Annotated in this window: 20 protein-coding genes; 13 read left to right on the forward strand and 7 right to left on the reverse strand. The window is 62.9% G+C overall.

Annotated features, from left to right (window positions below; translation table 11 throughout):
• Positions 1-60: 60 nt before the first annotated feature.
• Entirely contained in the window at positions 61-888 is an 828-nt protein-coding gene (locus HMI59_RS07240; protein ID WP_166183362.1) for a caspase family protein, read from the reverse strand.
• Between the two features lie 204 nt (positions 889-1,092).
• Between HMI59_RS07240 and HMI59_RS07245 the strand changes: the two genes are divergently transcribed.
• The 6 genes from HMI59_RS07245 (at position 1,093) to HMI59_RS07270 (ending at position 8,136) form a co-directional block, all read left to right on the forward strand.
• Positions 1,093-2,721, forward strand: coding sequence for an ABC transporter substrate-binding protein (locus HMI59_RS07245; RefSeq protein ID WP_193593229.1), 1,629 nt, complete (start codon positions 1,093-1,095; stop codon positions 2,719-2,721).
• A 136-nt stretch (positions 2,722-2,857) separates the two neighbouring features.
• Complete coding sequence (locus HMI59_RS07250) at positions 2,858-3,949, forward strand: ABC transporter permease (protein WP_021471853.1); 1,092 nt, start codon at positions 2,858-2,860, stop codon at positions 3,947-3,949.
• Between the two features lie 44 nt (positions 3,950-3,993).
• The gene (locus tag HMI59_RS07255) at positions 3,994-4,962 is read left to right on the forward strand and encodes an ABC transporter permease (protein WP_227471621.1); all 969 of its coding nucleotides are present in this window, start codon (positions 3,994-3,996) and stop codon (positions 4,960-4,962) included.
• Positions 4,959-6,677 (forward strand): ABC transporter ATP-binding protein, encoded by a 1,719-nt coding sequence (locus HMI59_RS07260; RefSeq protein ID WP_193593230.1) that lies wholly within the window; start codon positions 4,959-4,961, stop codon positions 6,675-6,677. The genes HMI59_RS07255 and HMI59_RS07260 overlap by 4 nt, the downstream gene beginning before the upstream one ends.
• A 41-nt stretch (positions 6,678-6,718) precedes the next feature.
• Complete coding sequence (locus HMI59_RS07265; protein WP_166183354.1) at positions 6,719-7,108, forward strand: chorismate mutase; 390 nt, start codon at positions 6,719-6,721, stop codon at positions 7,106-7,108.
• Positions 7,109-7,110: 2 nt separating this feature from the next.
• The gene (locus HMI59_RS07270) at positions 7,111-8,136 is read left to right on the forward strand and encodes a hypothetical protein (RefSeq protein ID WP_193593231.1); all 1,026 of its coding nucleotides are present in this window, start codon (positions 7,111-7,113) and stop codon (positions 8,134-8,136) included.
• An 81-nt stretch (positions 8,137-8,217) separates the two neighbouring features.
• Here the strand turns inward: HMI59_RS07270 and HMI59_RS07275 are convergent, their stop codons facing one another.
• Genes HMI59_RS07275 through HMI59_RS07300 form a run of 6 tightly spaced genes read right to left on the reverse strand, consistent with a single transcriptional unit; the run spans position 8,218 to position 14,464 of the window.
• Positions 8,218-8,922, reverse strand: coding sequence for a DUF4166 domain-containing protein (locus HMI59_RS07275; RefSeq protein WP_193593232.1), 705 nt, complete (start codon positions 8,920-8,922; stop codon positions 8,218-8,220).
• Between the two features lie 17 nt (positions 8,923-8,939).
• Positions 8,940-10,232 (reverse strand): DUF58 domain-containing protein, encoded by a 1,293-nt coding sequence (locus tag HMI59_RS07280; protein ID WP_193593233.1) that lies wholly within the window; start codon positions 10,230-10,232, stop codon positions 8,940-8,942.
• 14 nt (positions 10,233-10,246) lie between these two features.
• Positions 10,247-11,311 (reverse strand): MoxR family ATPase, encoded by a 1,065-nt coding sequence (locus HMI59_RS07285; RefSeq protein ID WP_021471860.1) that lies wholly within the window; start codon positions 11,309-11,311, stop codon positions 10,247-10,249.
• Complete coding sequence (locus HMI59_RS07290; RefSeq protein ID WP_193593234.1) at positions 11,308-12,525, reverse strand: DUF4350 domain-containing protein; 1,218 nt, start codon at positions 12,523-12,525, stop codon at positions 11,308-11,310. The genes HMI59_RS07285 and HMI59_RS07290 overlap by 4 nt, the downstream gene beginning before the upstream one ends.
• Positions 12,522-13,214 carry a DUF4129 domain-containing protein gene (locus HMI59_RS07295; RefSeq protein WP_166183341.1) on the reverse strand — a complete coding sequence of 231 codons (693 nt, stop codon included), beginning with the start codon at positions 13,212-13,214 and terminating at the stop codon, positions 12,522-12,524. Before HMI59_RS07295 ends, HMI59_RS07290 begins: the two co-directional genes overlap by 4 nt.
• Positions 13,211-14,464, reverse strand: a complete 1,254-nt coding sequence (locus HMI59_RS07300; protein ID WP_227471562.1) for a glycerophosphoryl diester phosphodiesterase membrane domain-containing protein — start codon at positions 14,462-14,464, stop codon at positions 13,211-13,213. The genes HMI59_RS07295 and HMI59_RS07300 overlap by 4 nt, the downstream gene beginning before the upstream one ends.
• Before the next feature lie 223 nt (positions 14,465-14,687).
• Between HMI59_RS07300 and mtrA the strand changes: the two genes are divergently transcribed.
• The 7 genes from mtrA to secA all read left to right on the forward strand — a co-directional run bounded on the left by mtrA (position 14,688) and on the right by secA (position 25,253).
• A complete protein-coding gene (gene mtrA / locus HMI59_RS07305) occupies positions 14,688-15,362 on the forward strand; it encodes an MtrAB system response regulator MtrA (protein ID WP_021471864.1) in 675 nt (224 codons plus the stop codon).
• Between the two features lie 199 nt (positions 15,363-15,561).
• Entirely contained in the window at positions 15,562-17,430 is a 1,869-nt protein-coding gene (gene mtrB / locus HMI59_RS07310; protein ID WP_370583576.1) for an MtrAB system histidine kinase MtrB, read from the forward strand.
• Entirely contained in the window at positions 17,427-19,145 is a 1,719-nt protein-coding gene (locus HMI59_RS07315) for an LpqB family beta-propeller domain-containing protein (RefSeq protein ID WP_227471564.1), read from the forward strand. The genes mtrB and HMI59_RS07315 overlap by 4 nt, the downstream gene beginning before the upstream one ends.
• 421 nt (positions 19,146-19,566) lie before the next feature.
• Positions 19,567-20,277 carry a ComF family protein gene (locus HMI59_RS07320; protein ID WP_227471565.1) on the forward strand — a complete coding sequence of 237 codons (711 nt, stop codon included), beginning with the start codon at positions 19,567-19,569 and terminating at the stop codon, positions 20,275-20,277.
• A gap of 142 nt (positions 20,278-20,419) precedes the next feature.
• Positions 20,420-21,148: a ribosome hibernation-promoting factor, HPF/YfiA family gene (hpf, locus tag HMI59_RS07325; RefSeq protein WP_021471868.1), complete on the forward strand. Its 729-nt coding sequence runs from the start codon at positions 20,420-20,422 to the stop codon at positions 21,146-21,148.
• Positions 21,149-21,179: 31 nt separating this feature from the next.
• Positions 21,180-22,469 carry a winged helix-turn-helix domain-containing protein gene (locus tag HMI59_RS07330; protein WP_166183336.1) on the forward strand — a complete coding sequence of 430 codons (1,290 nt, stop codon included), beginning with the start codon at positions 21,180-21,182 and terminating at the stop codon, positions 22,467-22,469.
• Between the two features lie 42 nt (positions 22,470-22,511).
• A complete protein-coding gene (secA, locus tag HMI59_RS07335; RefSeq protein ID WP_021471870.1) occupies positions 22,512-25,253 on the forward strand; it encodes a preprotein translocase subunit SecA in 2,742 nt (913 codons plus the stop codon).
• Positions 25,254-25,260 lie beyond the last annotated feature (7 nt).

Genomic DNA, 25,260 nt, shown 5'->3' on the forward strand with positions numbered 1-25,260 from the left:
TACAAGCGCTGGACGGACCTTCGTGAACCGATGTCTGCCCTCCTGCGGCCTGCCCCAACGTCAGCTTCCCCACGCTGCCTTGCGGGCCGCCGTCGTGCCTTCCAGTTGCGCCACCTGGTCAAAGCCCCCCGCTTTCAGCGCTTTGCTGACGAGTTTGAGGAGGTCTGCACGTCCCAGCGAGCCGTCACTCTGGAGCGACCTTGCCAGATGGTAGGTGAAGGCACCGTTATACCGGCCGTCGAAGTAGGCATCGGCGGCTGTTTGGTCGGACCTGCAAGCTGCCATCAGCACGGGTTTTGAGTGCTTGGCCGCCTTGACCATGTCCCTGAGCGTCCGGACGTCGCTGTTTTCCGAGGCGATGACGGCCTTGGGCGTGGGTGCCGGCAGGAAGCGCGGGCGCCTGCCGGGCAGCAGGTCCAGGGACTTAAGCCCGGTTCCGCTGTGACAGGTATCAAGGATGACGTCCATGAGGACCCCATCGGGCAGGCGTTCAAAAATTGCCGACAGTTCATCGTCGGAGATCACTGTGTCAGGATCCCAGGCATCGCCGGCATTGTTGATGTCGTAGCAGGCGAAGGCCTCATCAAGGCGGTCGGGCTCGTCGCCGCTGGTGTCGGGTATCTGGGTTCCATGGCTGGAGAACGTCAAGACGATGTGGTCTGCGGTCCCGTCCACAGCCTTGTCGACCAGTTGCGAGAGTTCGGCCATGACATTCTTCTTGGTGGCTTTCGCATCCCGGAGGACCACGACTTCCTTCGGGGGAAAACCGTACGCGGAGCCCAAAAGGCCGGACAGATCCTCGGCGTCGTTGACGCAGCCTTGGAGCCAGCTTGATTGGGGCAGGAATTTGAACTGGTTGATGCCTACGCAGAGGGCTGCCTTGCTCATGGGCCAAAGATATTCCCGGGGCGGGAGCCAGGCAATGGTCCCCGCCCTTCCACCTGAGCTACTCGCAGGTAAATTTTGTATCTCGAATCACAAAATTGCCGCTTTTTCGGGTGGGAAGTCTGATTGAATCGTGGAATCAAGAGTGCGCTCCGTCACATTCATCCCTTGATGGGGCGCCCAATCCATCGAACAGAAGGTTCACAGATGGCAATGAACAAGAAGGCCCTGCATGGCGTTATCGCGCTCGCGGGCGTTTCCGCGCTCGCACTCACTGCATGCACAGGGCCCTCGGGCGGAGGATCTTCTTCCGCGCCGGCGGCAGCCGGACCCATCGCTTATGGCACTACGGACAAAGTCACCTCCTTGGATCCCGCAGGCTCCTACGACAACGGTTCATTCATGGTGATGAACCAGATCTATTCGTTCCTGCTCAACTCCAAACCCGGCGGGGCGGAGCCCGAGCCGGACCTGGCGGAGTCCTCATCCTTTACGGCGCCCACCGAGTACACCGTCAAGCTCAAGCCCAACCTGAAATGGGCCAACGGGCACACCCTCGACTCGAAGGACGTCAAGTTCTCCTTCGACCGGCAGGTGGCGATTGCCGATCCCGCGGGTCCGTCATCCTTGCTGACCAACATCGAGAGCGTCACGGCCCCCGATGCGAACACCGTGGTCTTCAAACTGAAGCTCGCCAACGACCAGACCTTTGCGCAGATCCTGAGCAGCCCCGCCGCGCCGATTGTGGACGACGAAGTCTTCCCGGCAGACGCTGTGCTCCCTGATGAGGACATCATCAAAGCCAAGGCTTTCCATGGGCAGTACACGATTGACAGCTACAAGAAGAACGAGTTGGTGAGTTTCAAGGCTTTCCCGGACTACCAAGGAGTCCTCGGGAAACCGGCCAATAACGAGGCGACCATCAAGTACTACGCCAGCCCCACCAACCTGAAGCTGGATATCCAGCAGGGCAACATCGATGTCGCCTTCCGGAGCCTGAGCGCCACAGACGTCGACGACCTCAAGAAGGACTCCAAGGTCAAGGTAGTCACCGGCCCGGGCGGCGAAATCCGCTACATCACCTTCAACTTCGACACCATGCCTTTCGGCACCAAAGCCGCCGACGCCGACCCCGCCAAGGCCACGGCGGTCCGCCAGGCAATCGCACACCTCGTTGACCGGGAGGCCATTGCCGACCAGGTCTACAAGGGCACCTACCTCCCGCTCTACTCGAACGTCCCCAACGGCTTCCTCGGGGCAAACCAGTCCTTCAAGGATGCTTACGGCGAGGACGGCAAGCCCAGCCTGGACAAGGCCAAGAAGGTGCTTGCCGATGCCGGGATCACCGAGAAGGTGGCACTCAACCTGCAGTACAACCCGGACCACTACGGCGGATCCTCGGGTGACGAATACGCGATGGTCAAGGAACAACTCGAGAAGTCCGGGCTCTTTACCGTCAACCTGCAGTCCACCGAGTGGGTCACGTACAGCAAGGCAAGCCGCGCCGACGAGTACCCCCTGTTCCAGTTCGGCTGGTTCCCCGACTTCAGCGATGCTGACAACTACCTGACGCCGTTCTTCCCCGAGGGCGGGTTCCTCAAGAACCACTACAACAACCCCACGGTGAACGAACTGATCAGCAAGCAGCTCACGGAGGCCGACAAGACAAAGCGCGAGAAGGACATCCAAGAGGTCCAAAACGCTTTGGCGAAGGATATTTCCACGCTGCCACTGCTTCAGGGCGCCCAGGTGGCCATCGCCGGAAGCGGCGTCAACGGCGTCGACAAGACGTTGGACGCTTCCTTCAAGTTCCGCCTCGGAACCGTGTCCAAGTAACCACGCCTCTGCGCTGGGAAGGGGGCGGGACACTTATCCGGTGTCCCGCCCCCTTTGCTGAGCCACCTTCTCCTCGAAGCCCGGCAGACGCTCCAGCCAAACTCCGCTGAACCAAAGCAGGAATCGCAGGTAGCAAATGACAACACTCGTTGACGTGCCTGACGCCGAACCCGGCGTCGTCACACCCAAAAGCAAATCCAGGTCCGGGGGAGGACTTGGCAGATACATCGTGGTCAGGTTCTTCCTGATCATCCCCACGGTCTTCATCCTGGTGACCCTGGTCTTCTTCCTCATGCGGGTCATCGGCGACCCCATCACCGCTGCCCAAGGCGGGCGGCTCCCACCGGACGTCCTCGCACAGCGTATCCATGAGGCCGGCTACGACAGGCCGGTATTGGTCCAATACTTCGAGTATCTTGGCCAGCTGATCACCGGAAACTTCGGCACTACCATTACCGATCGCCGTCCCGTGGTCGAGGTACTTTTCACCTTCGGCGCGGCCACCTTGGAATTGAGCATCAACGCCTTGGTCGTGGCCCTCGCTGTCGGCATTCCGTTCGGGCTCATCGCGGCCCAGCATCGGGACAAGGCTTCGGACGCGGTCCTGCGGCTCTTCGCGATCCTCTGCTACGCCACGCCCGTCTTCTTCTCGGGCCTTCTCCTCAAACTGACTTTTTCGGTATGGCTCGGCTGGTTCCCGGTGGCGGGGAGGGCCTCCACCCGGACCGAGTTGGCCATGAGCAACCTTGCAGCGCCATCGGGCATCTATTGGCTTGATGCGATCAGGAGCGGAAACTTCACGGCACTGGGTGACATCGTTTCCCACGCCGTGCTCCCGGCCATCGCCTTGGGTTTGTTGACCGCCGGTGTGTTCCTCCGCCTGGTGCGGACGAACGTGATCGGAACGCTGGGCAAGGACTACGTCGAAGCCGGGCGTTCACGGGGTGTCAGCGAGTACCGACTGGTCACCAAGCACGCCTACAAGCCCGCGTTGATCCCCATTATCACGGTCATGGGCCTGCAGATCGCGCTCATGCTCGGCGGCGCCATCCTCACCGAAACCACCTTCGAGTGGAAGGGCCTCGGGTACCAGCTGGTGCAGTACCTGAACGCCCGCGACTTCGTAGCCGTCCAGGGCATCGTGGTGCTCTTGGCCGTGATCGTTGCCGTCACCAACTTCATTGTCGACATTATTGCGGCCCTCATCGACCCGCGAGTGAGGTACTGACCTTGAGTACTCCTGAACTTACTGCGCCCAAGCAACCGCTCCTGATGCGACTGCCCGTGGTATCCCACCTGCGTAAGAGCGTCGGCCTCCAACGGGGAATGCTGATTGCCGGTGTCATCCTGAGCGGCCTCTTTGTCCTGACCAGCATCTTTGCCCCCTTGCTGGCCCCCTATGGCTATTCGCAACTCAGTGATGGTTCCGGTTCGTTCCCCACCCAGCAGGCACCGAGTGCCAAGCACCTGTGGGGCACCACCGTGGGAGGCTATGACGTCCTTTCACGAGTGGTGTGGGGATCGCAGACCGCTGTGACCGTGATCGTGGTCTCCGTAGCCATGTCTCTGTTCCTTGGGGTGGCCCTTGGACTGCTGAGCGGCTACTTCGGAGGCTGGCTGGACAGGATCCTGGTGGTGGTGGCTGACGCCATCTACGCTTTCCCCACACTCTTGCTGGCCATTGTGGTCTCCATTGTGATCAGCCGTGGCCAGTCCAGCTTCTGGGGCGGCATATTCTCCTGCGCCTTCGCCATCACGGTGGTGTTCGTACCGCAGTACTTCCGGGTGATCCGGGCCGAAACCATTCGCCTGAAAGCCGAGCCGTTCGTGGAGTCGGCCAAGGTGCTGGGGGCCTCCAGCCTGCGGATCATCAGCCGCCACATCTTCAAGAACGCCACCCGGACGTTGCCGCTCATGTTCACCCTCAATGCCTCGGAGGCGATTCTTACCCTGGCCGGCCTTGGCTTCCTGGGCTTTGGCATCGAACCCACTTCGGCTGCTGAATGGGGCTTCGACCTCAACAAGGCCTTGGCGGACACCTCGTCCGGCATCTGGTGGACAGGCGTCTTCCCAGGCTTGGCCATCGTCCTGACCGTGCTTGGACTGACCCTGGTGGGCGAAAGCATCAATGACCTCAACGACCCCCGGATCCGGAGCCGCAAACGGGCCGGCGCCACCAAACCCAACGGTGCACAGTCCGGCACAACCGGGACCGCACCGGCGGAAGGACCCACGCCATGAGCATCAACCTCGGAGAAGCCCAGGACCACGCCCCGCAAAGGGAACCGGTCCTGTCCATTGAGAAACTGCAGGTCACCTTTGCTACGGACGGCGGCGACGTCCGGGCGGTCAAAGATGTGAGCCTGGACGTGAGAGCCGGCGAAGTACTTGCCATTGTGGGCGAGTCAGGATCGGGCAAGACCGTCACGGCCAAGACCATTCTTGGGTTGCTTCCCGAAACAGCCATCAGTTCCGGCGCTGTCCTCATCAAAGGCAACAACGTGATCAGCCTCGGCACATCAGCCCTGCGCCGTATCCGCGGACGCGACGTTGCCATGGTCTTCCAGGAGCCTTCCACGGCACTGAATCCGGTCTTTACGGTGGGGTGGCAGATTGCCGAGGGCATCCGGGCCCACAGTACTGACGGGCACCGGGTTTCCGCCAAGGAAGCAAAGGCGCGTGCCACGGAGGCGCTGCGGAAGGTCGGAATCCCCGACCCGGAGACGAGGGTTGACTACTACCCGCATCAGTTTTCGGGCGGCCAGAAGCAGCGTGTGGTCATCGCAGCTGCCCTGGCGTTGAACCCCGGGCTGATCGTGGCGGATGAGCCGACCACCGCGTTGGACGTGACCGTCCAAGCCGAAATCCTGCAGCTCCTGCGCGATCTGCGGGACAACTACGGCACCTCGATCGTCCTCATCACCCACAACATGGGAGTGGTGGCCGATCTCGCCGACCGTGTGGTGGTGATGTACCAAGGGGATGTGGTGGAGGAGGCGCCTTCCAAGGTGCTGTTCGCGGAACCGAAAGAGGAGTACACCCGGAAGCTCCTGGCCGCCGTACCCCATCTCGGGCGGAACTCAGCATCCGAGGGAGCCCGGGGACGCCTGCACCAGGACGGCAAGGTCCTGGTTGAGGCGAAGAACCTGGTGATCGAGTATCCCGGACGGTTTGGCAAGCACGGCTTCAAGGCCGTCGATGACGTCAGCTTCACGGTGTCCGAGAACGAAGTCTTTGGCTTGGTAGGCGAGTCGGGGTCCGGCAAATCCACCATCGGTCGGGCCATTGCGGGCCTGACCAGGGTAACCGGGGGCAGCCTGAAGGTTCTCGGCTACGAGATGCTCGACTTCAAGGAGCGCACCTTCCGCCCCCTCAGGAAGGACATCGGCTTCGTCTTCCAGGACCCCGCAGCCTCGTTCAACCCCCACTTGACCATTGGGGAATGCGTCGCGGAACCACTGATGATCCATACCAAGCCAAGCGCTGCCGAGGCGCGCAAGCGGGTAGGCGAGTTGCTCGAATCAGTCCAGTTGCCGGCGTCGTACGCGCAGCGGTACCCGCACGAGTTGTCCGGCGGCCAGCGGCAGCGTGCCTCCCTGGCCCGGTCCCTCGCGCTGAATCCGCGCCTGCTCATTGCCGACGAACCTACCTCGGCCTTGGACGTCTCGGTCCAGGCAAAAGTGCTGGATCTCTTCAAGGACATCCAGGAGGAGTATGGGTTCGCCGCGCTGTTCATCAGCCACGACCTGGCAGTGGTGGATATGTTGTCGCATTGGGTGGGGGTGCTTTACAAAGGCAAGCTGGTTGAACAGGGGATTGGCAACCATGTCATGGGCTCGCCGCAGCACGACTACACCAAGCGGCTGATCGCCTCGCTGCCGGTGCCGGACCCGGAGGAACAGGCCCGACGGCGGGAGGCCCACCGCGCGCTGCTGGGCGGAGCGACCCCGGGGTAACAACAACGCGGGGCCAAGTGCCACACCCTAGACTGGGAGGCATGACCGAGCAGAACAATGTCCTTCCTGATGACTCCGAATCCTTCGACCCGGCAGCGAGTTCCCTGTCCGGACAAGTGGACCGGGCCATCATGGACGAACTGTTGTCCATCCGCTCCAGCATCGACAACATCGATGCCACGCTCGTGTTCCTGCTCGCCGAGCGGTTCAAGGCCACCCAGAAGGTAGGCATCCTCAAAGCCACGCATAAGCTGCCGGCGGGTGATCCGGGACGGGAAGCCGCCCAGATCGCCCGCTTGCGGCGCTTGGCCGAGGACGCGCACCTTGATCCGGCGTTCGCCGAGAAGTTCCTCAACTTCATCATCAGCGAGGTCATCAGGCATCACGAGGCCATCGCCGAGAACCACCAGACCACCAACCAGCAGGTCTAGGCGTGGCAGAAGTACAGCAACACCGGACCAGCGCAACCGCACTGGGACCGTGGCCGGCGAACGACCCCGCTGAAGCGCTCCGCACCATCCGCGGAGAACTCGGGGACCCGCACGTGCCGTTCCTCCCCGAATTGCCGGACCGGGGCGTCGGCTCGGACCCTATCGGCCGGACGGGGAGCTTGCTGGTTGAGCTCGCGATCGACATCCAGCCACACGGCTGGCGGCTGGTGGACCGCCCGGGGAAGGACCTCCAGCGGGCGCGGTCGGCGCTGGCCTCCGACGTCAATGTGCTGGCCGACGTGGCAGGGGCCGAAGAGAATCCTGCGTCCGCAATCAAGATCCAGTTCGTGGGGCCGCTGAGCCTGGCAGCCGGACTTTACCTCCACAATGGCGAGCGGGCCCTGTTGGATTTCGGTGCGCGTAGGGATATCGCGGAGTCGCTCGCAGCAGGGGTGGCCGATCACCTTGGACGTATTCGTGCGGCCGTTCCTGGCGCAGAAATCGTGGTCCAACTGGATGAGCCGGACATCGCAGCCGTCATGGGCGGGACCATTCCCACCGCCAGCGGGTACCGAACCCTCAGGTCCATGGACGGCGAAGAGGTCACCGCTGCATGGCGGCTGGTCATCGAGGCGATCAAGGCAGCCGGGGCAGTAGAGACCGTCATTTCGGTGCCGGAGATCGAAGCGCCGTTTGAACGGATCATCACTGCCGGGGCTGACGGGATCGCCGTGCCGCTCAAGGCTTTGACCACACGCCAATGGGAACAGCTGGCCGCTGCCGTCGAAGCCGGGAAACGCCTGTGGGCCGGGGCTCTTGGCACGGAGAAGCCGCTGCCGAGGACGGCCGAAGTGGTGGACAGCATTTGGCGGCCTTGGCATCAGCTGGGTCTCCCGGCCGCCGGATTGTCCGGGCTGCGCGTCACGCCCGCCACGGGCCTGGCGCACCTTAAACCTGCCGAAGCGCAGGCGGTCCTCACCAAACTGACACACGTTGCCGACGGACTGGACCAACTGGCCCACGGCTAGGACGGGAACAACCGGCCCACGGTTTGGGCTGGACCGACTGGTCCGCGGCCAGGTTGTCACCGGGCACGGGATCAGATTCGCTCAGATGCGCTGTTCCCAGCGATCCGGTTCAGCGTACCGGGGCAGCGACTGTCCGGCGGCGCTGCCGGGCAAATAGGGAACCAGCCGGTAGTCGAACCGGCCGGCGTAAACCAGGACGAGGCCTACCTGGGGTTGGATCACCTTCACTTGGATGCGGTGTTTGCCCTCTTCGGCGTCCCACCACTGTTCGGCATACGCGCGGGCATCCAACGCGCTGGGCAGGGGGATCCGAAGTGGTCCCAGAAACAGCCGGCTGTTTTTCGAAACTCCGCGGAGCTTTCCGTCCGGGGTGACAGAGACCTTGAGGTCGGTGACAAGCCGCCGGTACCGGCCCACGTGGTCCACCAGCCGGTGGGCCCCGGCTTCAGGGATCGCGCTGGTGGTGTCATGAAACAACCGCGTTCCCGAGGGAAAGAAGATCTCTCTCCGTGCTGTCAGCGCGGCACGGTTGAAGGGGTCCACATGGGCGTGGTTTTCGATCCGGAAGGGAATGCCCTCGCCGTACTCCGGGAAGAACGCTTCCTCGCCGGTAGTCAGCGACAGGAAGGGGCGCAACCATTTTTGGCGGCAGCCCACAACATCGAAAACACCCTGTCCTACTCCGTAGTGGCCCGATCCCGCGGAAAGGGAGAAATAGTCCTGAAGCTCCGGGGCCAGCTGTTCGAAGGCATCGCCCAAGGCCAGTTTGTAGATGGGTTGATTCATTGTGCAGTCAGTCCTTCCTAGAGTCGGCCGGCGGCTTTGAGCCGGATGTAGGCGTCGGCGAGCATGGGCGGCAGCTCGAGCGGGTGCGCATCAACTACTTCAGCCCCAAGTTGGCGCAGCTGGTTTGAAACGGCAGCCCGTTCCAAGAGGGCCCGTTCAGCTGCGGCGGCGCGGAAAACCTGGCTCGCCGTCGTGCGTTCTTCCTTCATCGCGTCCAAAAGCGGATCACGTACGGATGCCACCACCACCACATGCTGCGTGGCCAGCCGGGCCACCAAGGGCAAGAGGCCCTCCTCGGGGGCACCGCCGTCGAGCGCGGTCAAGAGCACCACCAGGGAGCGGTGCGCCGAGACGGCCCGCACCTGGCCGGGTATCTGTTGCCAATCCAGCTCGATGAGTTCGGCGTCCAGCGGTGCCATGGCCTGGACGAGCTGCCCCAACAGGTTCCCCTTCGACGCCGATTCGACCCGGGCGCGCAGCCGCCGGTCATACGCGAGGAAGTCCACTCTGTCGCCGCCCCGTTCAGCCAGGACGGCCAGCAGCAGCGCTGCTTCGATGCCCGTATCAAGCCTGGGCTCATCAGCGATCCGTGCTGCAGCTGTGCGTGAGGTGTCCAGCACGATCACCACCCGCCGGTCCCGCTCCGGACGCCACGTGCGAACCACCACGGAGGTACGCCGGGCTGTGGCCCGCCAATCGATGGATCGGACGTCGTCGCCGCGCACATAGTCCCGGAGGGAGTCGAATTCGGTTCCAGCGCCGCGGATCTGGACGGCTGCCCGACCGTCCAGCTCCCGAAGTTTGCGGAGTTTGGAGGGCAGATGGCGTTTGGAATGGAACGGCGGAAGGACCCTCAGCTTGCCGGGCAGGGGACGGGTCCGTTGCCGGGCGGCGAGCCCCAAGGGGCCAAGGGAACGGATGGTCACGTGCGGCGGTTCCAAGTCTCCCCGCCGGCTCGGGCACAACGTCACGGTCATTCGACGGCGTTCAGCCGGCGGAACTGCCAGCGACTGGACGGCATTGGCCGCACCTGCCGAGGGTTGCCAGGCATCCCTGACCACGGCGCGGAGCCTGCGCCGGCTTCCGTTAGTCACCGTCAGCGTGGCAGTGACGCTGCTTTCAAGAGTCACATTGGGTGGCTGGCGCCGCTCCAACGTCACTTTGGCCGGTGACGCAGCCAGGACCAGATCGATGACCAGGAAGAGCAGGAGCACTCCGGCAACGAGCAGCACTGTGGTCCATGCAGGAAAGAGCACCAAGGGAGCCAGCGCGGCGAACGCCAACAGGACAAAACGGCCCGTGATTGCCATTCAGGACGTCCTGGTCATCGGGGCACCGGCACGGAGGCCAGGATGCTGCCCAACACATCATCGACCTTGATACCGTCCATCTGGGCCTCAGGCCGCAACCCCACACGGTGCCGGAGGCACGGCAGGGACAACGCCTTGACGTCATCCGGCGTGACGAACGTCCGGTTCGACAGCCAAGCCCACGCCTTTGCGGAGTTGAGCAAAGCGGTGGCGCCACGGGGCGAGACGCCCAGCTGGAAGGATGGAGCCGATCGGGTGGCGCGGACAACGTCCACGATGTAGGCGAGGATCTCGGGAGCAACGGAAACCGCCGCCACCGCTTCGCGCGCACGGGCAAGCTCGGCTGCTCCCGCCACCGGACGCACTCCGGCCGCGCCGAGGTCGCGAGGATCAAAGCCCGCCGCGTGCCGGCGAATCACCTCAATTTCCTCCATCCGGTCCGGTAACGGCATGGTGAGTTTCAAAAGGAAACGGTCCAACTGGGCCTCGGGGAGGGGATACGTTCCTTCGTACTCCACCGGGTTCTGGGTGGCAGCCACGATGAAGGGTTCGGGCAACCGCCTGGAGACCCCGTCCACGGAAACCTGCCGTTCTTCCATGGCTTCCAGGAGGGAGGCCTGGGTCTTGGGCGGAGTCCTGTTGATCTCGTCGGCGAGGAGGATGTTGGTGAACACCGGACCCTCCCTGAAGGAGAACTCCGAAGAGTGGGAATCGTAGACCAGGGATCCGGTGACATCGCCCGGCATCAGGTCCGGCGTGAACTGGACACGCTTGGTCTCCAGGCTCAAAGCGGTGGAGAGCGCCCTCACCAGCAGGGTCTTGGCCACCCCGGGGACGCCCTCCAGCAAGACGTGTCCGTCACACAGCAGGGCGATGAGCATGCCTGTGACAGTCGGGTCCTGGCCTACGACGGCCTTGCCCACTTCACGACGGACATTCAACAAGGCTTCCCGTGCAGGATCTTCCCGATGGCCTTGGTGAGGGTGCTCCGGGGCGACGGCCGGGGAACCACCCGCTGTAACCGCGTTGTCCGGGTACGCGCCGGTAGTTTCCGCGTAGCTGCTCGGCTGGTTGTTCATCGGCCCATGGCCTCCTGTTCGATTTGTTCCATGCGCTGGGCCCATTGGACCAGGTGTCCTTCAGTCTCCGGATGGGTGTTGAGCAGCAAAGATTGCATCTCCGGTACCGGCCTGCCGAGGCGATACGCCAAGGCATCAACAACCGCATCGGGGGTGGCGTCGGCTCCCAGCTTGAAATGCCTGGCCAGCCTGGTGAGGGTGCCGGCACGCAGGGTGTCCGCAGCGAGCCGCAAAGCCCGTGAGTCCTGGTAAAGGCGCGCCCTGCCCTCGGCTGTCTCAGCCGCTTTCACGACGACCGGCAGGGGCTCAAAAACCAAGGGCCCCAACCGGCGTGCCCGCCACGCAATGGCAAGCAACGCCACAAACCCAAGCCACGGTCCGGCAACGGCCACCCACGGGGGAGCAAGCTCGCTGAGGGTTGGGGCCGAGCGATCTGCTTGGATATCGGCCACGGAGGGCAAGTACCAGACCAGCTTCTCCGTGGTACCCAGCGTACGAATCGCCAGGGCAGCGTTCCCTTGATCGGCGAGGTGTTGGTTGTCCAGCAGGTCGGTGCTGCCCAAGACCACGAGCCTGCCCCCTTCGACCGCCGCATACAGTCCCGGTCCGCCGTCACGGATCGGATAGCAGACGGCGGGACCGGAATACACTGCTCCCCGGGCTGCGACGGGACCGGCAGCCTGCGCATCTTCCACTCCGCAGGCGGGATTCAACGTCGTTATGTCCTCCGGGACCACGCCGCCCGGACGGATGTCGGCATCGAGGGCGCGCAGAACGGTCAGGCGGGGAGAAACCACCGTCATCCGGTTGACGGAGTCCCGCAGCCCGGACAGTTGTTCGCCGTCGAGGAAACCCCGGGGATCATAAAGCAGCAAGCTTGCGTCCGGATCGCGTTCCAGCGCGGCTGTGGTCTCCTCCAAGGTGTCGGTGCTGGTGACGTCCACCCCGTGCTGGCTGAGGATTTCAGCCACGGCCATGGCACCTCCCGGACCGGGGTTGTTGGCGGACAACCGCCTGGAGTCCTGGGCGGCTGCTTGCCGATCCACCACAAGGTAGGTGACGAGCCCGGCGAAGAGCAAAGCCAGGATGATCCACAGGGCGTTTCTCCGGAACCACTGTCCGGCCCGGGGATGCCGGTCGCGGTGTGGTGGCTTATTGGGTTCGGTCGCGGGTTCTCCCGTCCGGGCTTCGGCCAGGGTTTCGGTGCGGCTCATCGAGGCACCGCGAATCCCGTGGCCGCAGGTGCGCCAAACTCCGGTGCCATGCCAAGAAGATCGGAATCAACGGCGCATACGGCCTCATAAGCGGCTCTGTGCGCAGGCATTCCGCCATAGAGGACGGCGTCGAAGCTTCTTGCCGCATCCGCCAGGCGCAGCCTCGCGGCAGGGAAGACCCCGCCCAGTTGCGCGGCTGCTTCATCGGCCGTGCGGCCGGGCCTCGCCTCAATGATGTCGCGTTCCTCCGAGGACCGGACCACAGCGCGGAACTGTTCGACGACGGCGGCCCGCCAGTCGCCGTCGTCCGCGGCAGCCGCCGCCCGTTGCCGGTATACCGCAGCGTCCACCACCGGCTCATCGCCGAACACGTCGGGAACAGGTTTCCTGCGACGCGCGTTCAGCCTGGGACGGACCACGATGACGGCCACCACAATGAGCGCAATGGCCAGGGCGATGATGACGGGAACGGCGATTCCGTTGCCCGGCGACCCGGAGTCGCTGCCGAGGGAAGCCAGCCAGTCCAGGAAATCCTGCCATACCTGCTCCAGCCAGCTTGGCTGCGCGTCCGGGTATTTGGGCTTGGACAGTTCTTCCTCTGCCCATCGCCGTGCTTCGTTCCGGTCCGGACTCACCGGTGGTTCCAAGACAGCGATTGCACTGGGAATCCGCAGGAAAGCTCCCGTCATGCCGACGGCCACCCGGCACTTCTCCCTCGCGGGGCACCGGGAATCCCGTCTGGGTCGGCGCCGGACTCCATGAGCCTCATCAACTCGACGTCCAGTCCTTCCCGGCGCATCCGCAGGTCCATATAGATCAGGGCGGAGACGGAAGTCTGGAAGGCGAAGGTTATGGAACCTACCAGCGTTGAAACGACCGTGGAGATAATGGTGGTTACCAGCAGGGCCGAACTCATGGAAGCGAAATCCGGATGCGGCGAGACCACCGAGCCGACCGCGCCCGAAGCCAACTGCACCGGGATCTGGACGACGTAGCCGATAACCCCAACCATGAGGTTCACGACGATCGTGATGCCGAAAATCCGCCACCAGCTGTTCTTGGTCAACTGCCAGGAGCGCAGCAGGCCCTGGTAGATTCCCACCTGCTCAACCACGATCGCCGCCGGTGCGAACATGAGCTTGATGGCGATCCAGAGGTACAGGACAAACGCCCCAAGCCACAAAGGAATGACCAAAGCAAAAGCGGCAGGGCCCAAATTCATCAGCAGCACCACGGCAATGCCGGCGACGGCTGCCACGGCCAGGAGTGCTACGAAGGTCAGCAGGGCAGCCACGCCCAGCAACGGCCAAATCCGTGGGGCGGCCAGCTTCCACATGGCCTTGAAGCCCGTCCTCCGGTTCAGCACCGACCGGGACACCGGGACCACCAGCACGCCTTGGAGTACTGACCCCAGGAATGCCATGAGCATGGTGATGCCAAGCGCCCCGGCCATCATCCCGATGAAAGGGCCAAGGAGGCCGTCCAGTTCGGCACGTGATTCCACGGTATCCAGCGAATCGACCGCTTGGAGCAAGCCCAAGGAAACGGCCCCCAGCAGGGTCTGGCTGATGGCTTGGACGATCAACGCTGAACCGACCATGGCCGCGGCATTGCGGCGGATGGTCTGGAACGCGCCGTCGAGTATTTCCCCGAACTGCAGCGGACGCAACGGGATGATGCCTGGTTTGGGAGGTGCTACATATAAGGGTTGTCCATAGGGTGGCTGTCCGGCGGGCATGCCCGGCTGCGGCCAACCCGTTGGCGGCTGGGCCGGCCAGGGCTGTTGTCCGGCCGCCGGCTGGTGTGCCGGCGGGGATACCGGGGGAGTGGGCCACACCGGGGTGCCTCCCCACTGCGGCTGGGCACCCCAACCCGGCTGGCCACCCCAACCCGGCTGGGCACCGGCAGGTGGCTGCTGGCCGTGTTCTGGTTGTGACACGAATTCCTCCCCATCAGACCCGGCCCGCCGCTTATCGACGTCCCCCAAACGGACCTTCGGACCCCAGCCTATAGTCACGGCGCCATACCTCCTAGCATGACCTTCCGGCCTTTCGTGGCGGCCCGGCTGAAGGCTTTGCAGTACGGTGGAAGAGGCCTGTGGGGCGCCATGCCGTGCGCCCGCCCAGCAGGACAAAGGCATGTGGATAAGGGAACATATAACTATGAAGGCACGCATTCTGGTAGTTGACGACGACGAGGCACTCGCGGAAATGATTGGCATTGTGCTGCGCAACGACGGCTTCGAACCGGTGTTCTGCGCAGACGGCGGCCAGGCCCTCGATGTCTTCCGTTCGTCAAAGCCGGACCTCGTGCTCCTGGACCTGATGCTTCCGGGATCCGACGGCATTGAGGTGTGCCGGCAGATCCGTGGGGAATCGGATGTTCCGATCGTCATGCTCACCGCCAAGTCGGACACCTCGGATGTGGTTCGCGGCCTGGAATCCGGCGCGGATGACTACGTGCCGAAGCCGTTCAAACCTGCCGAGCTCGTCGCGCGGGTGCGGGCCCGCCTCCGTCCCGGTGAGCAAAAGGCACCTGAAACGCTGCGGATCGCCGATGTCACCATTGACGTGGCCGGACACATGGTCACCCGCGGTGGTGAGAGGATTTCGCTCACGCCCCTCGAATTCGATCTCCTGGTGGCTTTGGCCCGCAAGCCTTGGCAGGTTTTCACGCGTGAGCTGCTCCTGGAACAGGTCTGGGGTTACAGGCACGCCGCGGACACCCGGTTGGTGAATGTTCATGTCCAGCGTTTGCGCTCCAAGATCGAGCGAGATCCCGAAGCGCCTGAGGTTGTATTGACGGTTCGTGGTGTCGGATATAAAGCAGGTTCCTGAGTCGTCCCCCGGTAAGGCCGGCCAAGAGGAAACCGAACAGCCTCCCGCCGGCAGCGGTACACTGCCGGACGTCCCGCCTGCGGAACGTCCGACGTCGGAAGGGGCCTCTTCCTCCAGCCACCGCCAAGAGCGGAACGTGCGGTGGCTGTTGTCGCGCGCGCGTATCTGGACACGCCGTGGCCTCATACTGGTGCTCAGGGTGTCGCGGCTGGTTTCCATCGGCATTCGGCAGATCCGGCCGGGACTGCGCTTCCTCTGGCGCTCACTGCTTAAGAGGTGGCGGCGGTCCCTTGAGTTCAGGACTGTCCTCACCACGTTGCTGCTGGCGGTGACGTCCTTTGCCATCGTCGGGGCATACCTCTCGAACCAGATCGCCAACAACCTCTTCCAGGAACGCCTCGCCCAAGCGGAATCGGAGTCCCGTTACAACGTCAAGCAGGTCCAGGACACTTTCGACGGCGCTCAGGTCACGGATCAGTCCAGCGTCATCACGCTGGTGTACGACACCCTCACTGCGGTGGAAGGCCGGGGTTCGGTCATCCAGCGCCGCTACGTCTTCGAAGCCGTCCCGGAACAGACCAAGCCCCGCAACCGATGGGTCGAGTCACGCGCTTCGGACCAATTGACTGTCCGCGTCATCCCTCCTGAACTCCGCAAAGCGGTGCAGGAAGGAGGGAAGCAGCAATTCTGGGCTTCGATGGAGTTCCCGGTGGGCAACGAGGACCGTCCCGGCATCGCCGTGGGCAACAAGGTCACGTTCAACGGGACCATGTACGAGCTCTATCTCATCTATGACCTCAACACGGCGCAGAAGACGCTGGACGAGATCCAGAACGTCCTGCTGGCCGGCGGCGCAGCACTGGTGCTCATGATCGGTGCCGTCGCCTGGTACGTCACCCGGAACGTCGTCAGCCCAGTCAGCCATGCCGCCGTCGTTTCCGAAAAGCTCGCTGCAGGCCAACTGCAGGAGCGGATGGTGGTCAAGGGGGAAGACGAGGTGGCCCGCCTCGGAGCATCCTTCAACCACATGGCTGCGAGCCTGCAGGAGCAGATCACCCAGCTTGCCACTCTCTCCCAGATGCAGCAGCGCTTCGTCTCAGACGTTTCGCACGAATTGAGGACCCCGCTGACCACGGTGCGGATGGCCGCGGAAGTCCTGTACGACGCCCGCGAAGACTTCGATCCCATGAACAAGAGATCGGCCGAGCTCCTCTACAACCAGGTGGAACGATTCCAGTCACTGCTTTCGGACCTGCTGGAGATCTCGCGCTTCGACGCGGGAGCGGCCGTCCTGGACGCCGAGCCGCAGGATATATTCCAAGTCCTGGGCCAAGTCATTGAAGGCGCAGCTCCGGTGGCTGAGGAGTATGGTTCCGAGGTCCTCCTGCACGCCCGCGAGAAGAGCATCATCGTGGAAATGGACTCGAGGCGCATCGACCGTATCCTTCGGAACCTGGTACTGAACGCCCTCGAACATGGGGAAGGCCGGCCGGTCCACATTTCCGTTGCAGCCAACCAGGATGCTGTGGCCATCGCAGTCCGTGACCACGGAATCGGGATGACCCCCACAGAGGCGGCCCGTGTGTTCGACCGCTTCTGGCGGGCCGACCCCGCCCGCGCCAGGACAACCGGGGGAAGCGGCCTGGGCCTGTCCATCGCCGCCGAGGACACCAAGCTGCACAATGGTTGGTTGCAGGCGTGGGGCCGCAAGGGCGTTGGTTCGAACTTCAGGTTGACCTTGCCGCTGCGGCAGGGAGGGACAATCCTCAAATCACCCCTCCAACTTGAACCCGCGGAATTCGCCGTGAGCGGCATAGAGCCGGGGGCAGTGCTCGAACGGCAAGTGCTGTTGCTCAGCGCAGCAGCGGACGACCCCACGGCCGGGCCGGCTTCGGATGGGTTGGGTGCGCCCATTGGGGACGCCGGCATCGCACCTGCCGAACTCCAAAACCCGGGTGCGGTTGACGGCACCGGGCAGGGCACCCGCGACGACGACGTCGAGGCAGGGAACCATGACGTTCCTAGCGCTGAAGACCGGCCGGAGCAAGGGAAAGGACCGACGTCGTGAATCGCCAACAAGCCCGCAAACGCGCCTTCGTGGCCATGCTGGCGATCCTGATGGTCCTGCTGGCTTCCTGTGCGCAGATTCCCCGGTCAGGACCGGTTGGCAAGAGCAAGGATGAGGGCGCCGGGAACGCCAACGCCCCCGTCTTCTTTCCGGCGGCACCTCGCGCCGGAGCAAGTCCCGAAGCCGTGATCGAGGACTTCTACATGGCGGGCAGCGGCTACGAGGACGACTACCCTGTAGCACGCCAGTACCTCACCCAGGCGCAGTCCGTCACCTGGAAGCCTGACAAACGTGCCTTGGTGTTCCGTGAGGCGCAGGTTGTTAAGACGGCCATTGAAAACGAGTACGTCTACCAGCTGGATGTTGCCTATTCCGTGGATGCCGACGGCATAGCTACCCAGTACCCGGCTGGAACCAAGGAATCCATTCCCGTCACCCTGGACCAAGTGGAAGGGGAGTGGCGGATTTCCAAGGTGCCGGACGGGACAGCCATACCCGAGGAAACCTTCAAAGTCATCTACGGTGCCTATCCCATCTACTTCTACGACCCCACCTTCACTTACGCGGTGCCGGACTACCGCTGGTTCATCAAGAAGAAGACCGTCAAGTCCATGACCAGCGCCTTGCTCGCCGGTCCCGCACCCTACTTGCGCGGCGCCGTCGTCAGCGCTTTTCCGTCCGGGATGAAGCTGGCCCGTGAGTCGGTCCCCGTCGTGTCCGGGTCCGCGCAAGTGGACCTCTCGGCGAAGGAGCTTTTTGACGCCTCGGCCGAAGACCGCCAACGCATGCAGAACCAGTTGGCTTTGACATTCAGGAGCCAACCGGACGTGATAAACGTCCAACTGCGTGCAGACCAGGACCTGGTCCGGGTGGACGATGACGGTTCCGTCCTCCCGCCGGTGGTTGACCGAAGCGTTCCCGCCCGCCAAATAGCCATCAACAACGGGGAACTGGTCCGCTACGAGAACAACAGGATCTCACCCTTGCCTGACATTAGGTCGGTGGCGGGCCTGGGGCCGCATGCACCGGCCGAGTCGCCCGTGTCCCAAACCATCGCGTTCCTCAACGGAGACAAGACCACCCTGTACGTCATAGAACCCGGACAGGAAACGGCCAGGCAACTGACCACCAGGAGCACCCTCACCGGGCCTTCTTTCAGTCCCGGTGATTGGGTTTGGACTGCCGGTCCCGGTGCCAGCGGTGCCACGGAAGTGGTGGCCTTCAAACCCACGGGCATTGCAGCAGGCATGGCTGTGCCGTCAGTGACCATGACCCCGGCCTGGTTGTCGGGCAGGACGGTCAAGGACTTCCGTGTTTCCAGGGAAGGGACGCGCGCTCTGGTTATTTCCGAGGCCAACGGAAAGACGGCCGTGCAGGTGGCCGGCATAGTGCGCAATTCCGACGGGACCCCGAAGGACCTTACGGTGCCCGTAAACCTGGTCACCTCTTCCGAACCGGACCAAGGCGTGTGGGTCAATGGTTCTTCGGTGGCAGTGATGGCGGGGTCCGCCACGGCAACCGTGGTTCCGGAACTGCTGTCCTTGGCATCAGGGGATCCCCAGCAGCTTGCGCCCTGGGACGGTCTCACGAGCCTGAGCGCCGGCAATGGCCCGGAGCAAATATTCGGCCAATCCGAGGCCGGGGTCTTCCAACGCGTAGGAAACGGTTGGGAGCTCCAACTCAAAGGACCTACGGAGCCTTCCTTCCCGGGATGAGGTCCGCCGCTTCAAGGTTATTCACATAGCCGCGCGGGTGGCTGCCGATTAAGCCACCCGCGCGTCAGGCTTGGGACATGCTCAACACATACGCCATCCGTGGGCGGTGGCTGCTGTGACGTCCACGGTCCGCAGTCCCGGCAGTCCCCGCAATACGGCCACGTCTTTGCTTGCCCGCCGCGACCCTGACCTGGACTCCCGGGATTCCGGAGTTCCCCGCAGGCGCGGCGAATACCGTGCCGTGCCGGCCAGGTGCGCCGCGGCCTTTCAGCGCGCTTGTGTCGAATTGCTCGTGCTGCTCGTTCCTGTTGAGTGCGTTTGCTGTGGAGTGGAGGACGCCGTCATTTGCGGCGTGTGTGCAAAGAAAATCAGGCTGTTGTGCGCCAGGCCTTTCCGTGCGGAGCAACAGGCGCCTGCATTAGTGGACATCGATGGGACCGCGACGTTGGAAGTCGTGGCAGCGGGCCCGTACCGTGAGGAACTCAGCCAGGCGTTGTTGTCGTTCAAACGGCTTGGCCAATGGCGCTTGGCGAATGTCCTGGGCGCGTGCCTGGCACGGGCGGTGGGAGCTGCCGCCGGTGGAAAAGCAAGCTACTGCCTTGTTCCGGTGCCCAGCAGCGGAGCAGCTCTCAGGAAGCGTGGTTTCAGCCCCGTGCAACTCCTCCTGGCCAGTACGCGGCGCCGCCGATTGCTCCCGGACTTTCCGGTAGTGGACGTCCTGCGGAAACGCCCCGGGCTTGTGCCGTTGATCCGTAGGGGAGCTTCGCCGCGGAGTATCCACCAGTACCTCGCCGGCGTTCTCGGAAGAAGCGGCGGTATCGGGAAAGCCGGAGGACAGAAGGGCTTGGGGCGCGGAGAACGGGCCAGGAGGGTCGCCGGCTCCATGCAGGTGCCGTCCCGGTCCACGAAGAAGATCAACGGGCAAAAGCTCTTGATCATTGACGATGTTCTGACCACCGGGGCGACGCTCGCCGAATCAGCCAGAGCGCTGTCCGCAGCCGGCGGCATCGTGTGCGGAGCCATCGTGTTGGCGGCCACGAGGCCACCAGCCTACGCCTCCGGGCCGGTCGGCGACGAGTCCCCGGGAGTCCTTGTGACCAAATCAAAAAATAAGTTGCCAAAGGATGAATAACTCGTGCCGATGAACTAACGTCGGTTGTGGGTACCAAGAACAGATGTACCTGTCGATAGCGGCTCGGAAAGGGGCTCGACTGTCTGTCAGACCGGCCCCAAGAAGCGTCGTTGTCGTGTCACCTGAGTTATTGGAGGGCACCATGGAGTTCATGATCAGCGGACGAAATCTGACAGTTTCCGACCGCTTCCGCGAATATGCCGGCGAGAAGATCTCAAAGATTGAATCCCTGGGGGACAAGGTCCAGCGGGTTGACGCCAAGGTTTCCAAGGAGACCAATCCCCGGCAGACGCCCGGCCAGCTTACCGTTGAAGTGACAGTCTTGGGCCGAGGCCCTGTTATTCGTGCCGAAGCCACAGCCGCTGACAAATTTGCTGCCTTCGATCTCGCCTACAACAAGCTTCTTGAGCGTCTGCGGCGGGCGAAGGACAGGAAGAAGGTGCACCACGGGCGCCACACGCCCAAGGCCGTTCGCGAAGCAACGGCATCCCTGGAGCCTGCCAGTACAACGGCTCCCATTTACGAGGTGGCCGGCAACAGCGAAACCGCTGCAGCCGAACCCGACGAGCGGTCGCCGTACGAGATCGAAAACGATATTCCCGCCGGTGATTCTCCCGTGCTGATCCGCCGGAAGGTCTTCCCGGCAGCCTCGCTCACCCTCGACGACGCCGTCGACAACATGGAACTCGTGGGTCACAACTTCTATCTGTTCCTCGACAAGGAAACCAACGCACCCTCCGTTGTGTACCGTCGAAGCGGCTGGACCTATGGTGTGATCTCCCTCGATTCCACCTGTGAGCCCGGCCAGGAGGCCGTCGAAGAGAAGATCCACGCGTACCGCTCGGACGACCAAGCAGCAAGCGCACGGTAATCGGCACGCTGCTTGTAGTGAAAGGACTCCCATGACCGTTTCGCTGAGCCTGTCACAGGCGCGGCGGATGGCTTTGGAGGCCCAAGGATTAGCAAGGGTCCGGCCCACCACCCCCATAACAGCGAGGGCGGTGGGCCGGACTTTTGCCCAATTGCAGTTGGTGCAGATCGATTCGGTCAATGTCCTTGCCCGCAGTCACTACCTGCCCTTCTTTTCCCGGCTGGGTAACTATGACACCGCGATCCTGCAGTCGATGGCAGGGAGGGCGCCTCGAAGAATGATGGAGTACTGGGCCCATGAAGCCAGTTTCATCAGGCCGGAACATTTCCCCGATCTGCTTGCCTGGCAGAAGCGGTACTGGGTGGGCGCCCACTCGTTGGACGAGGAGGTGCGAATTGACATGGAAAACCGCATCCTCGCAGTCCTGGCGACGAGTAGGCCGATGACCGCCTCGGAACTGACAGCCAAGTTGGGACATGATGAAGTCCAGGACCGGGCGAATTGGGGTTGGAACTGGAACGTCGTCAAACGCGTTCTTGAACATCTCTTCGAGGAAGGGCGCGTTTCAGCCGCTGCCCGAACCGCCCAGTTTGAACGCCGGTACGCGCTGACGTCCCGTGTGTACCCCGGAGGAACACCGGAGTGGATGGATCCCGAGGCATCAATGGACCGTTTGATCGAAGCAGCGGCGAAGGCTCATGGGATTGGTACGGTCCGGTGCTTCGCGGACTACTTTCGCACGCCGGCCAAAGCCGGACAGGCCTCCGTGGAACGGCTCCTGAGGGCCGGCCGACTCGAGCGCGTCACCGTGAAGGGCTGGGACCGCGACGTTTTCCGGCATGTTGACGCAAAAATACCGCGCCGGGCAGAAGGGCGCGCGCTCCTCAGTCCCTTCGATTCGCTGGTTTTCGAACGGCGCCGCCTTGAAGAACTCTTCGGCTTCCACTACCGGATCGAGATCTACACGCCTGCGGCCAAGCGGCGTTTCGGCTACTACGTGTTGCCATTCCTTCTTCGCGAAGCGATCGTTGCGCGGGTAGACCTGAAGGCTGACCGGCCAGGGGGCAGGCTGTTGGTTCGCTCTGCCCATGCCGAACCCTCGGCGCCCTCGGATACTGCTGAGGAACTGGCGGCAGAGCTGTGCCTCATGAGGGATTGGCTTGGGCTTCAGGAAGTGGTGGTGTCGCCTGTCGGAGACTTGGCCCGGACGCTCAACGAGGCCATAGCGGCCCGTCGCCACTCCCAAGATCCGCTCGGCGGGCGCGTCAATCCGCTGACAGGGGAAACAGGCTACGTGGCCTTGGTCTCTCCCGTAGACTGAAACAGCCAGAATTCGGCAGCATGAGACTGGGAGCAATTTCACGTGGCATCACTAATCGAAAAACTTCTCCGCACGGGTGACAAAAAAACCCTGAAGCAACTGCGGAACTATGCCGATTCCATCAATGCCCTTGAAGACTCATTCAAGACGTTCTCAGATGCCGAACTCCGTGAAGAGACCGACCGGCTCCGCGCCCGTCACCAAGACGGAGAAACCCTCAACGATCTTCTCCCCGAGGCCTTCGCTGCAGTTCGGGAGGCTTCGTCCAGGACGCTGGGTATGCGCCACTTCGACGTACAGCTCATGGGTGGCGCCGCACTCCACCTGGGCAATATTGCCGAAATGAAGACCGGTGAAGGTAAAACCCTCGTCGCAACGGCGCCCGCCTACCTGAATGCTTTGACCGGCAAGGGCGTCCATGTTGTGACGGTCAACGATTACCTAGCCGAGTACCAATCCGAGCTGATGGGCCGCGTCTACCGCTTCCTGGGCCTCACCAGCGGATGCATCCTGTCCAACCAGGATCCGGCCTTGCGCAGGGAACAGTACGCTGCGGACATCACGTACGGCACCAATAACGAGTTCGGATTCGATTACCTGCGCGACAACATGGCCTGGGATGCCAGCGAGCTCGTGCAACGAGGACACCATTTCGCGATTGTGGATGAAGTCGACTCCATCCTGATCGACGAGGCACGTACACCGCTGATCATCTCCGGCCCCGCCCAGGGGGACACCAACCGCTGGTACAGCGAGTTTGCCAAGGTTGTTCTTCGCCTCCAGCCGGACGTTGACTACGAGGTCGACGAAAAGAAGCGCACGGTAGGCGTGCTGGAATCCGGCATCGAAAAAGTCGAGGACTACCTCGGCATCCAGAACCTGTACGAATCAGCCAACACTCCTTTGATCGGTTTCCTCAACAACGCCATCAAGGCCAAGGAGCTTTTCAAGCGGGATAAGGACTACGTCATCCTGGACGGCGAAGTGCTGATCGTCGATGAACATACCGGACGTATCCTCGCCGGGCGCCGCTACAACGAGGGCATGCACCAAGCGATCGAGGCCAAGGAAAATGTCGAGATCAAGGCAGAGAACCAGACTCTCGCCACCGTCACCCTGCAGAACTACTTCCGCATGTATTCCAAGCTGTCCGGCATGACCGGCACGGCTGAGACGGAAGCCGCAGAGTTCATGAGCACCTACAAGCTGGGCGTAGTAGCCATCCCGACCAACCGGGACATGCAGCGCATTGACCAGCCCGACCTCGTCTACAAGAACGAAATCGTGAAGTTCGACGCGGTGGTCAAGGACATCGCCGAGCGGCATGAGAAGGGCCAGCCCGTCCTGGTGGGCACAACCAGCGTGGAGAAGAGCGAATATCTCTCCAAGTTGCTGGGTAAAGAAGGCATCCGCCACGAGGTACTCAATGCAAAGAACCACGCCCGGGAAGCCTCGATCGTGGCACAAGCGGGTCGTAAAGGCGCAGTGACTGTTGCTACCAACATGGCAGGCCGCGGCACGGACATCATGTTGGGCGGAAACGCCGAGTTCACTGCGATTGCCGAGTTGGCCAAGCGCGGACTCGACCCCGAGGAAAACTCGGACGAGTACGAGGCCGCTTGGCCGGAGGCGCTCGCCGCGGCCAAGCAGGCCGTCAAGGATGAGCATGAGGAAGTGTTGGATCTGGGCGGTCTCTACGTCCTGGGCACTGAGCGCCACGAATCCCGCCGCATCGACAACCAGCTTCGCGGACGGTCCGGCCGTCAAGGTGATCCCGGTGAGTCCCGCTTCTACCTCTCCCTGACCGATGACCTCATGAGGCTGTTCAACTCCGGTGCAGCCGAAAGGCTCATGAACAGTTCGGTCCCGGACGACGTTGCCCTGGAATCGAAGCTCGTGTCCCGAGCCATCGCCTCGGCCCAAAGCCAGGTGGAAGCCCGGAACGCGGAACAGCGCAAGAACGTCCTCAAATACGATGATGTCCTGAACCGCCAGCGCGAGGCTATCTACGGTGACCGCCGTCGGATCCTTGAGGGGGACGATCTCCACGAAAAGGTTCAGTTCTTCCTGGAAGACACCATTAACGCCCTGATTGACGCCGCGACTGCCGAAGGTACCGGCGACGATTGGGACTTCAACCAGCTCTGGTCGAACCTTAAGACCCTTTACCCGGCAACGGTCACCGCCCAGGACATCATTGATGAGGCTGGAGGCAAGTCCAAGGTTACGGTCGAGTTCCTGAGGAATGAGATCCTCTCCGACGCGAAGTTGGTCTACCAGGCACGCGAAGAAGCTATCGGCTCTGAAAGCATGCGTGAGCTTGAACGTCGCGTCGTCCTTTCGGTCTTGGGACGGAAGTGGCAAGAGCACCTTTACGAGATGGATTACCTCAAGGAAGGCATCGGCCTGAGGGCGATGGCGCAGAGGGACCCGTTGGTGGAGTACCAGCGCGAGGGCTATGTCATGTTCCAGAGCATGATGGAGGCCATCCGCGAAGAGAGCATTGGGTTCCTCTATAACCTCGAGGTAGAGGTAACCCCGGCGGAAGACGTTGTGGTGGCCGACGACTCTGTTGGTGGCACGCATACCGAGCACCACGAGCCTCAAATCCGGGCGGCAGGCCTCGAAGCGCCTGAGAAGCCGGCTCAGCTGCAGTACACGGCGCCCGGCGAAGACGGAGGAACCCAGACGCGCATTGAGGGAAGGTCTTCAGGCCGTTCGGGAAACCCTGCGAAGGCAGCCACCCAGGAACCGCGGAAGCCCGCTAAGAAGAAGCGGCGTTAGTTCGGTT

Source organism: Paenarthrobacter sp. YJN-5, assembly GCF_015040095.1.
GTDB classification, from domain to species: Bacteria; Actinomycetota; Actinomycetes; order Actinomycetales; family Micrococcaceae; genus Arthrobacter; species Arthrobacter ureafaciens.

Coding starts and splice junctions, on each gene's coding strand:
- HMI59_RS07240 (WP_166183362.1), bottom strand. CDS start 888: ATGAGCAAGGCAGCCCTCTGCGTAGGCATCAACCAGTTCAAATTCCTG.
- HMI59_RS07245 (WP_193593229.1), top strand. CDS start 1,093: ATGGCAATGAACAAGAAGGCCCTGCATGGCGTTATCGCGCTCGCGGGC.
- HMI59_RS07250 (WP_021471853.1), top strand. CDS start 2,858: ATGACAACACTCGTTGACGTGCCTGACGCCGAACCCGGCGTCGTCACA.
- HMI59_RS07255 (WP_227471621.1), top strand. CDS start 3,994: ATGCGACTGCCCGTGGTATCCCACCTGCGTAAGAGCGTCGGCCTCCAA.
- HMI59_RS07260 (WP_193593230.1), top strand. CDS start 4,959: ATGAGCATCAACCTCGGAGAAGCCCAGGACCACGCCCCGCAAAGGGAA.
- HMI59_RS07265 (WP_166183354.1), top strand. CDS start 6,719: ATGACCGAGCAGAACAATGTCCTTCCTGATGACTCCGAATCCTTCGAC.
- HMI59_RS07275 (WP_193593232.1), bottom strand. CDS start 8,922: ATGAATCAACCCATCTACAAACTGGCCTTGGGCGATGCCTTCGAACAG.
- HMI59_RS07280 (WP_193593233.1), bottom strand. CDS start 10,232: ATGGCAATCACGGGCCGTTTTGTCCTGTTGGCGTTCGCCGCGCTGGCT.
- HMI59_RS07285 (WP_021471860.1), bottom strand. CDS start 11,311: ATGAACAACCAGCCGAGCAGCTACGCGGAAACTACCGGCGCGTACCCG.
- HMI59_RS07290 (WP_193593234.1), bottom strand. CDS start 12,525: ATGAGCCGCACCGAAACCCTGGCCGAAGCCCGGACGGGAGAACCCGCG.
- HMI59_RS07295 (WP_166183341.1), bottom strand. CDS start 13,214: ATGACGGGAGCTTTCCTGCGGATTCCCAGTGCAATCGCTGTCTTGGAA.
- mtrA (WP_021471864.1), top strand. CDS start 14,688: ATGAAGGCACGCATTCTGGTAGTTGACGACGACGAGGCACTCGCGGAA.
- hpf (WP_021471868.1), top strand. CDS start 20,420: ATGGAGTTCATGATCAGCGGACGAAATCTGACAGTTTCCGACCGCTTC.
- HMI59_RS07330 (WP_166183336.1), top strand. CDS start 21,180: ATGACCGTTTCGCTGAGCCTGTCACAGGCGCGGCGGATGGCTTTGGAG.